The following is a 14,970-nucleotide window of genomic DNA, read 5'->3' as shown; positions in this document are numbered from 1 at the left end:
TACCTTTGCTTCTCCTTCAACCTTGGTCACTAAGGTTAACTCTTTTATCAAATTATCAGCGTGATCGACCTTGTCCATCATCCACAAAATGTAGCGAATATCGACATGTACGGCACGGGTAATCGTTGGGTTAAAGAACCAGTCTTTAGTGATGGCTTCATAAGTTGAGTCGAAGTTAAGACCAACTAACTCACCTTTACCATTTAACACTGGTGAGCCTGAGTTACCACCAGTAGTGTCAGCACTTGATAAAAAGTTAACCGGTACAGAGTTAAAATCGGCGGGCTTGTCTAAACAAGACATAAATTGACAACTGCTTTGCTGCTTATATACCGATGTGACGCGATGTTTACCTAAGTCGTCAGCTTTAATTGCCGCTAACAGTTTCGCGGGAGCATTATACGGTGCTTCACCGGTGTTTTTGGCTAGGATGCCAGCTAAGCGAGTAAATGGCTGCTTGTATAATGCATCTTTAGATTGATAGCCATCAACCATACCGTAGGTAATACGTAATGTACGGTTAGCATCAGGGTATACAGGCCAGTTATTTGATTTGTAATAATCAATAATCGCCTTCATATATTCAGGACGAACAGATGATAATTTACCTGCAAGTAGCTTTTCGCTCTTTTCCAATGCCATATTGGTGTCATGAATGGCCACCGCTAAACGAATAAATGGGTCATCGCTAATCTCAAAATCTTCAGCTCTTTTACTCATCCACGCTAGGCGTTTAGCTTGGTCGGTGAGCTCTGTTAATGCATACAAACCTTCCACTTTAGACTCTAGCTGTTCAAAATTGTCTGAGCTGCTTAAGGCGTTATCAAACACTTCAGTTTTTAACGGTTGTCTTACATAGGCTTGTAAGTCTTGTAACCATAAAATTTTATCGACCACGGGATCGAAGCTGCTATCGATACGTTTAAGTGCTGCTTTAAACATTTTCATATCACGCAGCTGAAACCCTGACTCACGTTGGTCATTGGGTTTCTTCCTTTCTTTAGCTAAACGGTACAGTTTGCTAGCAGCCTGAAGCATTTCGCTTGATTGGGCATTTTTAAAGAAATAATTGGTTTGCATTTGCTGATGTTTTTCAGCAAGTAGTGCTTCAAGATCACTGATGAGATTTTGGTTAGCACCAGGATCTTTTTTAAGCCAAGCGAGAAAGTCATTCTCACGTTGCTGTTTAATACCAACAATATCAGTGGCGTTAAAGCCATCTAATAAGCCATTAAGCTTTTTCATCCGGTTAGCCATTGAGGCCATAGTGCCGGCATATTTAAGCGCGATATCTTTATCTACATCGCCCATTAAGGTAATGGTATCAATTTGCAACTGGTAGCGTTTTGCGTAGGTTGGATATATCCAATCACTGGCAAACTGTAACTCACTGGTTAAGTTGTAACGGCTGGTAGAACCTGGATAACCGGCCACAAAAATACCATCGCCTGCTTTTACACCGTCTGCGTTCACTTTTAAGTAGCTTTTAGGCTGATATGGCACATTGCCTTTTTTAAACGTTGCAGGCTTACCGTCTTTACCCACATAGGCGCGTAAAAAGGTAAAATCGCCAGAATGACGAGGGTATTCATAATTGTCGATATCGCCGCCAAAGCCGCCAATACTTTTAGGTGGCGCATACACCAAGCGTACATCTCGAATGATTAACTGTTTCGTCAGATAATATTCTAAGCCGTGGTGAAAACTGTTAACTGAGCAACGGTAGTTGTCATCTGATTCGCAGATTTTAATTAATGCTTTTTTATTCGCTTGGATATCTTCAAAGCGTACCAAAGGTTCGGTGCTTAAGTTAGCCATAACGCTATCGGTCACGTTGGTAACTTCCTCGGTAATGTATAAGCGTTCGTTTGGCCCAGCAGAAGGTTCTTCCGCTTGGGTGTTTGCTAAAAAGCCATCTGCGAGGTAATTATGTTCTTTTTTGCTGTTATATTGTATGCCGCGATAAGCACAATGATGGTTTGTGACAACTAGGCCTTGGGGGGATACAAAACTGGCGGTACAATACCCCAAACTGACGACAGCATTCATTGGGTACTGTCCCAAATCTGCCAGTTGTGATGCGGGAATATCAATACCACGTTGCAGGAGTTTGTCGGCAATGGATGGCATTTGATACGGTTGCCACTGGCCTTCATCGGCACAGGCAAAACCAGATGTCAGCACAAGTGCTGCAACAAGTGCTATACGCATGTATTTTCCTTAAATAATTATTTTATTTCCGTTTGACGGAGCTGTTATTCTAATCGGTCATGACGGCAAATTAAGCTAGACCACGGTGTTATACCATATTTTATAAAGTCGTTGGAAATTGGGAGTGTTAATGTCACAGCAAGGTGCTTTTAAAGCAAGAAACAGGCAAAGAGACGTAGAAGTTAATGCATTAAAATTGCCTCCTCATTCAATAGAAGCAGAACAATCCGTTTTAGGTGGATTGATGCTAGATGCTGAAGCGTGGGATCGTGTTTCTGAAGCGGTTGTGCCAGAAGATTTTTATTCTCGTTCTCATCGAATGATTTTCACGGCTATGCAACGTTTAATGGAATCGGGCCAACCGCTGGATTTAATTACCGTATCCGAACAGCTCGAAATTGAAGATCAATTAGACGATGCTGGCGGCTTTGCTTACTTAGGCGAAATTGCCAAAAATACCCCCAGCGCCGGTAATATTTTATCTTACGCAGACATTGTGCGTGAACGTGCCGTAGTACGTGACATGATTGCCGTTGCCCACGAAATTGCCGATGCGGGTTATAACCCAGAAGGCCGTGATTCAAGTGCATTATTAGATTTGGCTGAAACCAAAGTCTTTAAAATCGCAGAAATGCGTACCAATGCCAATGAAGGCCCGGAAAACATTAAAAGCATTCTTGAAAAAACCGTCGATAGAATTGAGCAGCTTTATAACAATCCCCATAACGGTGTGACAGGTGTTTCAAGTGGTTTTAATGATTTAGATAAAATGACCGCAGGTTTTCAGTCTGGCGACTTAATTATTGTAGCCGCGCGTCCTTCTATGGGTAAAACCACCTTCGCGATGAACTTGTGTGAACAAGCCGCCATGAATGAAGACAAGCCAGTACTTATTTTCAGTCTCGAGATGCCGTCAGAACAGATTATGATGCGTATGTTAGCCTCGCTTGGCCGTGTAGACCAAACCAAAATTCGTACAGGTCAATTAGACGATGAAGATTGGGCGCGCGTGTCTTCAACCATGGGTATTATGCTTGAACAAGGTAAAATGTACATCGATGATGGCTCAGGGTTAACCCCAACCGAAGTGCGCAGTCGTGCCAGACGTATTGCGCGTGAGCATGGCGGGTTATCAATGATCATGATCGATTACCTGCAATTAATGCAGGTACCGTCGTTAAAAGATAATCGTACCTTAGAAATTTCAGAGATCTCTCGTTCATTAAAAGCCTTAGCCAAAGAATTAGAAGTACCTGTTATTGCATTGTCGCAGCTTAACCGCTCGCTAGAGCAACGAGCCGATAAACGCCCAATTAACTCTGACTTACGTGAATCGGGTGCGATTGAGCAGGATGCCGATTTAATTATGTTCATCTATCGCGACGAAGTGTATAACGACAGCTCCGAAGATAAAGGCACCGCAGAAATCATTATCGGTAAGCAACGTAACGGACCTATTGGGCGTATTCGTCTGGTATTCCAAGGTCAATTCTCTCGCTTTGATAACTATGCTGGGCCGCAATTTGAAGAAGATTAATCATTGATTAGACTGTATTTGTGTTTTTAGTATCGTTATTTATGATATTAGTTTATCTCTGTTAATGAGGTTGCATTCATGGCCCTAAACCTCTTAACAGACAGCAAGCCGCGCCATGTTATTTATTGTTAATTAAGGCAACCTATTGAAACCTTTTCCTCGTGCAGAAATCAGTCGTTACGCATTGCAAAGTAACTTGGCACAATTGCGCCTTATTGCACCCAATAGCAAAATTATGGCAGTGGTTAAAGCCAATGGTTATGGCCATGGGTTATTAAATGTGGCTGAAAGTGTCGGCTTATTAAATTATGTAGAAAGCGTCGGCAAGTATCATGGCGGCGCAGATGGGTTTGGTTTGGCAAGGCTTGAAGAAGCATTGCAACTCAGAGAAGGCGGCGTAAAAGGTAAGCTTTTATTATTAGAGGGTTTTTTCCGTCAGTCAGATTTACCCACACTAGTTAGTCATAATATCGATACTGTGGTTCATCATGAATCGCAATTGCAAATGCTTGAAACTATCACGCTAGATAAGCCTGTCACCGTATGGATAAAAATTGATACTGGCATGCATCGTATTGGCTTTAGTCTTGAGCAGTTCGACAGTATTTATCAGCGTTTGCTGGCTTGTCCGCAAGTGGCTAAGCCGATTCATTTAATGACTCACTTTGCCTGCGCCGACGAACCCGATAATATCCTTACTCAAACGCAAATGAATGCCTTTGAGCAATTGATTAGTGGATTAGAAGGCGATCGCACCTTAGCAAATTCTGCAGGTACCTTATTTTGGCCAACAAGCCAAGCCGACTGGATAAGACCCGGCATTGCGCTTTATGGTGTATCTCCGGTGGTGGGTGATAGGGGCGTTAATCATCGATTAATTCCGGCGATGGAATTAGTATCCAATCTGATAGCTGTGCGCGAACATAAAGCCGGCGATAGTGTCGGCTACGGTGCAACTTGGACCGCTAAAAAAGACACTCGCTTAGGGGTTGTTGCCATTGGTTATGGTGATGGTTACCCACGTAATGCCCCAGAAGGCACACCGGTATGGATTAACGGCCGCCGAGTACCGATAGTCGGTCGAGTGTCTATGGACATGTTAACCGTAGACCTAGGTGCCGATGCACAAGATAACGTCGGCGATAGTGTTCAGCTGTGGGGTAAAGCGCTTGCAGTAGAAGAAGTGGCCGAACACATTGGTACCATTGCTTATGAATTAGTCACTAAGCTTACGCCACGAGTGTTGGTTGAACTGCTCGATTGAGCATGAGATTGATATAAACAATGCCCAATACGTAGATAATGTGTTGGGCATTGTTGTTTTAGATACTTTTTTAGGTGCTGTAGTTTTGAGGCTCTGTTTTTTTAAGAATTGGGTGCCAGCGTTAGATTCAGTTTTTCACTTTGGCGTTAACTTCTAATGTTTGATTAAGAATCTTCAAAGCAAATTTCAATAAAAGCGTTACCGAATTCGTGGCTAAAAGGCATCATGATTTTTTTACCGCGCGCTTTATGAGAAATAGTATGGTTTTTACCAGACACCACAGCCGGTGTTGCCATATCAAAGTCGTAACCTTTTTCGCTGAGTAAGTTTTTGGCACCGCCAGTCACCATGTTAGTTATTTCACCCACTAAATCAGTTACTTCATCATTAATAACCCCCGGTTTTTCACCAAGCATTTTATTCATAATTTCAAGGATAAGTGATTGCTCAAAAGTAATCGACAGCGAACCGCGAGTTTTAGGACCCACCATACCAATCAAGCCAGATACGTCACCTTTTGCAAGGTCATGGTTTTTTAATTGAGGTTTACCAGGCTTAAGATCCATTGTTGCCATGGTAGAGATTACATTGATTAAAGACACAAGAAATGGGTTGATGAATTCAACGTTCATAGGCAAAGCAATCCTTCTACATTTTAAAGGGTGGCATAGTATATAGAGAGGGCATAAAGAGTGCGTAACGCTACACGGCCCTATCATTATAGTAGCTGACTAACACAAATACTGACTATATCAGCAAAGTGAAATACAGGTTTAAGCTTAGAGCACAAAAAGGAAATTGATAGTGGCATTAACGGTAAAAATATTTTTATACAGTTAATTCATGTAACAAAAATCTAGAATGAGCCATTAATTTACTATGGTAGGTCTAACGCTACAAGGGCTGAGCTGAGCATCAATTGATTGCGCTACTGACTAAGGTGGTTTCTAGTTGGAGCGAGTATTGATTACCCATGGACTTAAAGCAATTAGCGCGACAGCGAAGACTGCAAACGTTGATTATCCAATGATGATAAATTCGGTTAATGCCACATCAAAGCGAGGCTCACCAACGGATAAGCACAGCAATAGCTATGCTCGTGCGCTTCTTTTCCATTATACCGATGTTGGATAGTTCATTATGTTAAGTCGCTGACTGTAATTGTAATGATTCAGTTTGGAATTTCTATTAGCTAGTTCATGTTTTTAACGCTGTGTTGGCTACCTGAAAAGCTAAGATGATTTAATCGCTTTACATCAATAAGATGGCAAATGTAGGATAAATCAATAATGCAATGACTAAACGTCATGTACCACAAGGATCGAGCAAGTGTCGAAATCTGTAGCAATCACAATAAATGATCAATTTTCACGAGTTGATTTTCTGAAACATAGAACGCCAGAAACCACTAATGAACAAGCAAAAAATGCTTTTGCGCTATTATCTGAATATAGAGACGGTGGAATATATATCGCTCATTATTCCGGTTTTAGTGAGTGGGAGAAACACCCAAAAGGTGATGAGTTCGTTCAGATTTTAGGTGGAGAAACGACATTAGTCCTTCTAGTTGATAACGTAGAGCAACGTTACCTTTTATCGACGGGGCAAATGTTGGTTATCCCCCAAGATGTTTGGCACCGTTTTGAATCACCAGAAGGTGTTAAAATTATGACAATAACACCGCAACCAACAGAGCATAGTATCGAGAAGCCAAACGGAACATAACAAATAACGATAGGTCGGCTGAAGCCGTATTAAGTACCCATTAGCGCGAGCAGCCCGATTCGGTTAAGCAAAAATGCTGTCGTGAAATGTGCCGTTGTGCAATGTGCCGTTGTGAAAGGTAGTAAGAAGATAAACCTTGGATTACTCTGCATATTTAAACTTTAAGCTATTGTTTTAGATTGTTTTTTAATTTCATGAGAAATCATATCGTTGTACAATAAAAATAACTAAATAAGAGGTGTTCTATGGATGGAAAATCATTAATCGTTATTTTAATAATGGTGTCAGCTTCAGCTTCAGCTTCTGCAGAAGTCTATAAGTGTGCAGATGGTAAGTATCAAGCAGACCCGTGCGACAACCAAAGCGAACTGTTAGATTTAAGTAATGTAGGCAGCGTGGTTGCACCATCGAGAGGTTACCCTGAAAGCCTAACTAACGAGACCATAGATGCAAGGCAGCTGGATAGTGCTGTTAATGCGCGTGATAAAAAAGCTGAAATCGCTCAATACTTACGTAAACAAAAAATTGAACGTGACATTAGAAACCTCGAAAAAGAAAGGAAAAAAGCGTTCAAAGATCGTGATGATAAAATCGATCAATTGCGTACCACTGGTAAGCGAGCTAACAATAATTTAGCGGGTGCAACTTGGCAGCAAAGTCTAGCGCAAGAAATGACTGCAGTTATGCAACAGGGAAGTACAGAAGTCGAATCAATTGATCGTCAAATATCTGCACTCAGGTCTGAATTAAAACAACTGTAAACCAAACAAACTAATCAATAACCGTAGCTACCAATTGGTGGCCTTTCTTTACGCGAATTAAGCAACGGTACTTACATGCACCATCAGCTTTATCATGTTTATGAATGCTATAAGACGCCATAATTTTGGTTCCCCACTTTCATTTGCCCAATGCATTATGGTTCCCCTGGCCTCTAAAAACGTCTTAAAATGTGTGAAAAACTCAAAAACGTGAGAGGTGTTAATTCAGTGAATACAACGTCAAAGCTAGCCATACCAACGTATACACTCTATCGCACCGTGATCTTTCCCTAAATCAGTAGACACTTGCTTCTCGATGATGGGTTAATGATATAATTAGACATTACTTAGGGCAGCCCAGTTGTTTTAGCCTAATTTATGACTTTTTTACTGGCTCCTTGTGCAAAAACTATTACCTAAAATACACCTAAAAAGGTGCATCAATACCGCAAATTATGAGTATAAAGAATTCAGTGAATACAACACCAAAGCTAGTCATACCAACAGATACGCTTGATCGCACCTTTTCCATTGCGCCGATGCTGGATTGGACTGACCGCCACTATCGCTACTTTGCACGCCTTATGTCGAGCAAAGCCTTGTTGTATACCGAGATGATCACCACGGGTGCTATATTACAAGGTAAGGGCGACTATTTAGCTTATAACGAGCAAGAGCATCCTGTAGCGTTACAGTTGGGTGGTTCTAACGCTGTGGATTTAGCGGCGTGTGCCAAATTGGCTGCTGAGCGCGGTTATGATGAAGTGAACCTCAATGTAGGGTGTCCGTCTGATAGAGTGCAGAATGGTCGCTTTGGTGCGTGTTTAATGGCTGAACCTGCGTTAGTAGCGCAATGTGTTGATGCGATGAAGCAGGTAACCGATATTCCGATCACGGTAAAAACCCGTATTGGGATTGATGAGCAAGACAGTTATCAGTTTTTAACGGATTTTATTGAAACCGTGAACGCTCAAGGTTGTAGTGCATTTACTATTCATGCGCGTAAAGCCTGGTTACAAGGGTTAAGCCCGAAAGAAAACCGTGAAATTCCGCCGCTAGATTATGATCGGGTTTACCAGTTAAAGCGTGATTATCCACACTTGAACATCAGCATTAACGGTGGCATTAAAACCCTTGAAGAATCTAAGCTGCATCTAACCCAGCTAGATGGAGTGATGGTGGGGCGTGAAGCTTATCAAAACCCCTATATATTGGCGCAAGTTGATCAGCAATTGTGTGGACTCGATACAGTGGTGATTACTCGTCAGCAAGTGATTGAGCAAATGTTGCCGTATATTGAGGCTCATTTAGCCCAAGGCGGTCGGTTAAACCACATTACTCGTCATATGATTGGTTTATTTCAAGGATTGCCGGGTTCACGTGGCTGGCGTCGTCATTTAAGTGAGAATGCTCATAAGCCTAATGCTGATATTGGGGTAGTGCTTAAAGCCGCTGAGTTTGTTGATGCCGAAGCATTGGCCAGTGACGAATCGACTTTGATATAACACTTTATATTAATAGGTTATATCGAGAAGTTATATCGCGAGGTATTTCAATAGAATACGTTGTCAAATAAACGCCCAGACGGTTATATTAACAATAGCCGTTAGCAGATCAAAAGCGTCTTTTATTAGGCGCTTTTTGATTTTTAACTCGCTTGTAAAATCAGCTCGAGAATCCATAAAGCCTGCTAGACAAAAGTGGCCAAGACAATTACCTATGATAAGACCTAGAAAGACTAGACCGTCACTGACTATTGTCAGTAACGATTGTCACGAATCCAGTTACTAAACCTGTCACTCACGCTGTCGTTTTTTCAATTATTATCTCACCCATTATCTCAATCATTAACTCTGTCAGCGTAACCATCACATTCATCAACTATTAATCTCGCCGTTAATTTAACCTCTACTTCAGCCACTCATCTAAGCACTTACTTCGCTGTAGCTTTTCGGTGGGTGGTAATATTGGGCTATTTCTGACGACGTTTTAGTCTTGCTAAGATGCTTAATAAAAATCACTGGTCATTTTCACTAACTATATGGTTAATTTTACTACCTGTTGGTTTTTTGCTCACGACTTTAGTTCAGTTATATAAACGATAATTAATTTATTTATTTTATAAATTAAGTGGTTAGAGTGGTTTTTAAAAGTTGGCACGCAGCTTGTAATACCTATTGTGTAATCAACTAGACGGGTGTTTAGTTGCCATTAACCAACACAAGAAAGGATGCCATTATGTCTACATTAACTTCAACCAACGTGATTCGCCGTAGTGTTCAACTATCAATTGCTGCAGCATTATTGGTTACCGCCAGTGTTTCGGCACAAGCAGATGAAATTTCAATTTCTAATACAGTCGCTGCGCTAGAACAGAATATGACGCAAGCGAGCCAAGAGATGATTTCAAATGTGAAGCAAGAGTTAATGCTGTCGTTGCAAACTCAAATTGCTGAACAAGTTTTTGAAATTAATTCAGCTTTAGAGTTTGCTAGCTTTGAACAACCACAAGTGAGTACCGCTGTAGCTGCTGAGAATAAGTAATGGATGGGGCGATGAATATAGGCTTGGTGCTGCCATTAATGTCGTTATTGTTATTGCCAGTTATCAGTTTTGCATTGTGTGCGATGTTAGTCAGCTGGCTGTTTTGGCCAAGCATTAATGACCAAGCTTAATCTTAACTCATTGCTTTTAGAATAAACCTTATTAAGTACGAGAGGATAATATGAACCGTTTAATCAATAGATTACAAGATGAAACTCGAATTGTATGTGGCGTATCTGCGAAGTTAGCAAAACAATATGGCTGGTCATTACTTTGGACTCGTATTGTGACAGTAGGATTAGTGCTAACCAATCCAAGTATTAGTTTACTTGCGTACTTTGTGATTGCAGTGGTGATGAGTCAAAAAACATCTCGATTTTAAGGCTTGCCCAGTAATGAGTAAGCGGGGGAAGTTTGATTACCCCGCAGATAGGTTATGTATTGATGTATGTGGTTATTTTTTTAAGAAAGCTTGGAAGCGTTGTTTTGCTTCGTCACTTTGTAAGCGTTCAGCAAACTCAACTAATTCTAATTTCATCTGAGCTTTAACTTCTGCCTGGTTATGACGTAAAAGCCGTTTTGATGCTTGCATAGATAATGGTGGCAGAGCTGCCAATTTTTTTGCTTGCGCTAGACTGAAGCTAATGAGCTCGTCTTGCGCAACCACGCGGTTAATAATGGTTAATTTTTCAGCCGTCTCTGCATCAAAGGCTTCGCCCAGTAAAATCAGTTCAGCCGCTTTTTGTTGGCCAACAATTAAGGGTAACAAGATGCTTGAGGCTGCTTCTGGTACTAGCGCTAAATTGACAAATGGCATTTGGAATTTAGCCTGATTGTCGGCGTACACTAAGTCGCAATGCAATAGTAGAGTTGTTCCTATTCCCACAGCCGCTCCGGTTACCGCTGCAACCACAGGCTTTTTAAGATCTAACAAACAAAACAAGAATTTAACGGTTGGATGATTGTCATCTAAGGCACCACTTTGCAGAAAATCGACGATATCATTGCCAGAGGTAAAACAGTTTTCGGTACCATGGAACAGAAAGGCACGAATATCATTGTCGGCTTCACCTTGGATCAGGTATTCTGTGAATTGCTGATACATTTCTAGATTAAAGGCATTGCGCTTTTCTGGACGATTAAAACTGATGATACGCACGCCTTGATCATCTCTTACCTGAATATGACTCATTCGTAGCTTCCTGTTGTGAACGCGAGTGGGATTACATGGAGTTTAAGACATTGAAAGCAATATTCAAACATCTGTTTAACTTTTTAGTGTTATCATCATTATCATTCGCCGCCACTGCTAACGTTGTCCTGGTCGATGGACATGTTAGAGCTATGCCTGCGAGTGTGCCTAATACCGCCGCTTATTTTACGTTAGAAAATCATAACAACAGCGATGTTAAGTTAGTTGAAGTGAAGACCAGTGCGGCAAAAGTAGCGCAGTTACATACAATTTTAGAAGAAGATGGCATGGTTAAAATGCGTCAAGTCGAAGGGTTTACTATACCGTCTCACGGTTCGTTAACACTTCAACCTACTGGCGACCATGTGATGTTGTTGTCGTTAACTGCGCCATTGGTTATTGATGATAAAGTGCCTTTAGAATTAATTTTTGAAGATGGTCAACATCTTATGATTGAGCTTACAGTGCTTAAACAGACCGCGGCTCAACATGATGAACATGTCGAGCATCATCACCATCATTAAGGAGCAATATTGATGCAAGTAACAAGGAATAAAATTTTAGCCGTTGTTGGTGTGCTGGGTTTAGTACTTTACTTTGTTAGCGTGTGGTGGAGCGTTGAGCCGGATCCCATTAAGCCGGTCTCGTCGCAAACCGATAACGGTAAGTTAATTGTGGGTTATGCCACAACGACTGCATTAATTGATACCATGGAAACCTTGCTGGATAAACCAGGTGGTTGGCTATCTAATGATATTATGCCTCCGTCGGTAATGATGGATAACATGCCTGCATTTGAATTTGGTGCATTAGAGCAAGTGCGTGATTTAGCATTGACTATGCGTAAAGAGTTTAGTCGTTCGCAGTCGCAGTCGACGGCGGACACTGATTTGTTAGCCGCTCATTCGAAGTTAAACATTGGTCATACTAGTTGGTTAGTGCCAAGTGCTGAAGGTGAGTATCGTGATGCGATCAAATTATTGAAACTTTACCGTGCTAAAATCAACGACGCTGATAACAATAATGCTCAGTTTTATGCTCGTGCAGATAATCTCAATGAATGGTTGAAAGAAGTTCAGAAACGCTTAGGCAGTATGTCGCAACACTTATCTGCCAGTGTGGGCCAAGAACGCTTAAATACTGATTTAGCAGGTGATAAGTCTGCGCGTCAATCTACACCGGGTTTATCGAGTAATGAAATTAAAACCAGCTGGTGGAAAATTGATGATGTATTTTATGAAAGCCGTGGTTCAGCCTGGGCATTATTGAATTTTATGCGGGCTATTGAAGTTGATTTTGCCGATGTGTTAGAAAAGAAAAATGCTGAGGTCAGTTTACGTCAAATTATTCGTGAACTTGAAGCAACTCAGCAAACAGTTTGGAGCCCTTTGGTTCTTAATGGAAATGGTTTTGGTTTAGTGGCTAATCACTCGTTGGTGATGGCTAATTATATTTCGCGTGCAAATGCCGCGGTAATTGATTTAACTAATTTACTCTCACAAGGATAATGATGAAAAAGACTCTTCTTGCCACAGTTGTAGTGGGCCTTTTAAGTGTGTCATCGGCTCATGCGGCAACTGTATTGGGTTTTAAAGTAGGCGCCGATTATTGGCAGGCAGACACCACAAATGCATTTAATGATGATAGTGGTGTTGCTCACAGCTTTAATGATGATTCTTCACAAGGTAGTGTGTGGATTGCTGTTGAGCATCCATTGCCGTTTGTGCCTAATGTTAAAATTCGTGAAAACCGTCTTGAGTCGAGCACGAGTCTTGCTAATGCCGACTTTAACTTTAACGGTCACAATTTTACTGGCGAAACCTCAGTGACTAATGACTTAAGTAATACTGACTTTGTATTGTATTACGAAATTCTCGATAACGACTTAGTGTCTGTTGATTTAGGTGCGGCATACAAGTTAATGAGTGGTTCATTACGTGTTGCTGATGCCGGTCACCCAGAAGAGGTGGATATCGATAGCGGTATCGTGATGGGATACGCCAGTGCACAAGTCGGCATGATTGGTTTAGGTTTGTTTGGCTTTGCTGATGTAATGATCGGTGTAGATGAATCTAATGTATATGACTATGGTGCAGGTTTAGGATGGCAGTTTGACGGATTAGCTGTCGATACTTCTATCCGTGTTGGTTACCGCGAGTTCAATTTTGATGTAAGCAACTTCTCTGGTGTTTCTCAGAATACTGACTTTAGTGGTGCATTTGCTGGTGTTGAATTAGTTTTCTAATTCGGTATCGAGCTTAACGATTATATAAATAATTGTAATGCCTATAAAAAAACCGCCAATTGGCGGTTTTTTTGTGGGAGCTTATTTTTGTGTAAGCTTAGTGCTTAGTGCTTAGTGCTTAGTGCTTAGTGCTTAGTGCTTATTGAGCAATAAGTCCGCTGTTAATCGAGATAACATCATCTTCATTCAACGTACCCGCAGCCTGTTTAAGCGCTAATATAGAGTTAATATAACCATAACGAGCTTCAGATAGTTGACGCTTTGAATCATATAAGTCACGTGTACGGTTTAGCACATCAACAATTGTACGCGTACCCACTTCAAAACCAGCTTGGGTTGCTTTTAGCGCGCTTTCAGATGAAATAACTGATTGCTCATACGCTTTGATTGAACTGATAGACGCATTCACGTTGTTAAAGTTATTACGCACGTTTTTGGTAACGCTACGATGAGTTTGTTCTAATTTCTCGCTAGCTTCCACATATCGGAATTGCGCTTGCTTCACTTGAGAGGTGACTTTAAAGCCTTCAAAAATTGGAATGCTTAACGTGATACCAACATTGCTGTTGTCATAATCTGGACCAGGCGTTTGATCAACGCCTTTGTTGTAACCAGCATTGAAGTTCAATGAAGGCATATGGCCAGCTTTGTACAATTTAATGGTTTCATTGGCGATATCTTTAGCGATACGTTGAGTCATTAAATCGATACTATTGGTTTCGGCCATTTTTAACCAAGCAGCAGACGATGCAGGGGCAGGTGTAACGGCTGAAAAACGGTTAGTATCAAGAATATCAATTGATTTATGATCTATACCAGTAATTTCACGTAATGTTTCGTAGCTATTGTCTAGGGTATTTTGAGCCAAAATTTCTAATGCTGATGCTAAGTCATATTGTGCTTGAGCTTCATGTACATCAGTAATTGCGGTTAGGCCGACTGCAAAACGTTGCTTAGTTTGTTCAAGCTGACGTTCAATGGCGGCTTTTTCTGCACCTTGGAACTCGTAGTTATCTTTAGCCGTTAATACGTCAAAGTACGCTTTAGTTACGCGAGTGATTAACGATTGTAATGACGATGCATAAGTTGAGTCGGCTTGAGATGCTGCCATTTCAGCAAGATCTAAACCAACCCATGCACTATGATCGTAGATAACTTGAGTTAAGCTAACACCACCCGTTAAACCGTCGGTGTCTGCTAAAGGATCGTTCCACGCTTTGGCATAACCAACGTTTGCACTGATGGTTGGCAATAACGGTGCACGGTTTTCTTGAATACTCTCGTATAACGCATCACGTTGTGCTTTGGCTTGTAAAACGATAGGGTCGCTAGTGAGTGCTTGCTGATATATTTGAAGTAAATCGTCAGCTTGTACTGCTGGTGCTGCAATAGCAAATGCTAATGCTGCGTATAATGAACCAATTTTGAATTTCATTTGCTGCCCTTTTTAGACAATTCCTCGGTAATTTGAGGTGTTGATTAACTTATAAT

General features: G+C 41.2%; 13 protein-coding genes and 1 pseudogene. 10 read left to right on the top strand and 4 right to left on the bottom strand.

The window, feature by feature from the left end:
* Nucleotides 1-21: 21 nt before the first annotated feature.
* Nucleotides 22-2,211 (bottom strand): annotated as a pseudogene (locus AAEY99_RS16405) (S46 family peptidase); the annotation flags it as partial.
* Nucleotides 2,212-2,341: 130 nt separating this feature from the next.
* On the opposite strand from AAEY99_RS16405, the gene dnaB reads away from it, so the two are divergent.
* Entirely contained in the window at nt 2,342-3,748 is a 1,407-nt protein-coding gene (dnaB, locus tag AAEY99_RS16400) for a replicative DNA helicase (protein WP_101085206.1), read from the top strand.
* Nucleotides 3,749-3,893: 145 nt separating this feature from the next.
* A complete protein-coding gene (gene alr / locus AAEY99_RS16395) occupies nt 3,894-5,012 on the top strand; it encodes an alanine racemase (RefSeq protein ID WP_101085207.1) in 1,119 nt (372 codons plus the stop codon).
* Nucleotides 5,013-5,176: 164 nt separating this feature from the next.
* Here the strand turns inward: alr and AAEY99_RS16390 are convergent, their stop codons facing one another.
* Complete coding sequence (locus AAEY99_RS16390; RefSeq protein ID WP_101085209.1) at nt 5,177-5,644, bottom strand: chemotaxis protein CheX; 468 nt, start codon at nt 5,642-5,644, stop codon at nt 5,177-5,179.
* Between the two features lie 697 nt (nt 5,645-6,341).
* Between AAEY99_RS16390 and AAEY99_RS16385 the strand changes: the two genes are divergently transcribed.
* The 5 genes from AAEY99_RS16385 to AAEY99_RS16365 all read left to right on the top strand — a co-directional run bounded on the left by AAEY99_RS16385 (nt 6,342) and on the right by AAEY99_RS16365 (nt 10,424).
* Nucleotides 6,342-6,737, top strand: coding sequence for a cupin domain-containing protein (locus AAEY99_RS16385; protein ID WP_351011242.1), 396 nt, complete (start codon nt 6,342-6,344; stop codon nt 6,735-6,737).
* Nucleotides 6,738-6,982: 245 nt separating this feature from the next.
* Nucleotides 6,983-7,498, top strand: a complete 516-nt coding sequence (locus AAEY99_RS16380) for a hypothetical protein (RefSeq protein ID WP_351011240.1) — start codon at nt 6,983-6,985, stop codon at nt 7,496-7,498.
* Between the two features lie 455 nt (nt 7,499-7,953).
* Nucleotides 7,954-9,003 (top strand): tRNA dihydrouridine(20/20a) synthase DusA, encoded by a 1,050-nt coding sequence (dusA, locus tag AAEY99_RS16375; RefSeq protein ID WP_351011238.1) that lies wholly within the window; start codon nt 7,954-7,956, stop codon nt 9,001-9,003.
* 733 nt (nt 9,004-9,736) lie between these two features.
* Entirely contained in the window at nt 9,737-10,042 is a 306-nt protein-coding gene (locus tag AAEY99_RS16370) for a hypothetical protein (protein WP_059744650.1), read from the top strand.
* Between the two features lie 181 nt (nt 10,043-10,223).
* Complete coding sequence (locus tag AAEY99_RS16365) at nt 10,224-10,424, top strand: PspC domain-containing protein (protein WP_011638776.1); 201 nt, start codon at nt 10,224-10,226, stop codon at nt 10,422-10,424.
* Between the two features lie 72 nt (nt 10,425-10,496).
* Here the strand turns inward: AAEY99_RS16365 and AAEY99_RS16360 are convergent, their stop codons facing one another.
* Nucleotides 10,497-11,234: an enoyl-CoA hydratase-related protein gene (locus tag AAEY99_RS16360; RefSeq protein WP_182743153.1), complete on the bottom strand. Its 738-nt coding sequence runs from the start codon at nt 11,232-11,234 to the stop codon at nt 10,497-10,499.
* Between the two features lie 35 nt (nt 11,235-11,269).
* Between AAEY99_RS16360 and AAEY99_RS16355 the strand changes: the two genes are divergently transcribed.
* Genes AAEY99_RS16355 through AAEY99_RS16345 form a run of 3 tightly spaced genes read left to right on the top strand, consistent with a single transcriptional unit; the run spans nt 11,270 to nt 13,479 of the window.
* A complete protein-coding gene (locus AAEY99_RS16355; RefSeq protein ID WP_182743155.1) occupies nt 11,270-11,758 on the top strand; it encodes a copper chaperone PCu(A)C in 489 nt (162 codons plus the stop codon).
* A 12-nt stretch (nt 11,759-11,770) separates the two neighbouring features.
* Nucleotides 11,771-12,742, top strand: a complete 972-nt coding sequence (locus AAEY99_RS16350) for a DUF2333 family protein (protein ID WP_101085216.1) — start codon at nt 11,771-11,773, stop codon at nt 12,740-12,742.
* A 2-nt stretch (nt 12,743-12,744) separates the two neighbouring features.
* Entirely contained in the window at nt 12,745-13,479 is a 735-nt protein-coding gene (locus AAEY99_RS16345) for a TIGR04219 family outer membrane beta-barrel protein (protein ID WP_351011236.1), read from the top strand.
* 139 nt (nt 13,480-13,618) lie between these two features.
* Here AAEY99_RS16345 and tolC read toward each other — a convergent pair whose 3' ends face one another.
* Nucleotides 13,619-14,914 (bottom strand): outer membrane channel protein TolC, encoded by a 1,296-nt coding sequence (gene tolC, locus AAEY99_RS16340; RefSeq protein ID WP_162023878.1) that lies wholly within the window; start codon nt 14,912-14,914, stop codon nt 13,619-13,621.
* Nucleotides 14,915-14,970: the final 56 nt, after the last annotated feature.

The organism is Shewanella sp. S1-58-MNA-CIBAN-0166 (assembly GCF_040310085.1).
GTDB lineage: Bacteria > Pseudomonadota > Gammaproteobacteria > Enterobacterales > Shewanellaceae > Shewanella.
Note: the sequence above shows the minus strand (reverse complement) of the source record. Positions and strands in the feature narration are given on the sequence as shown.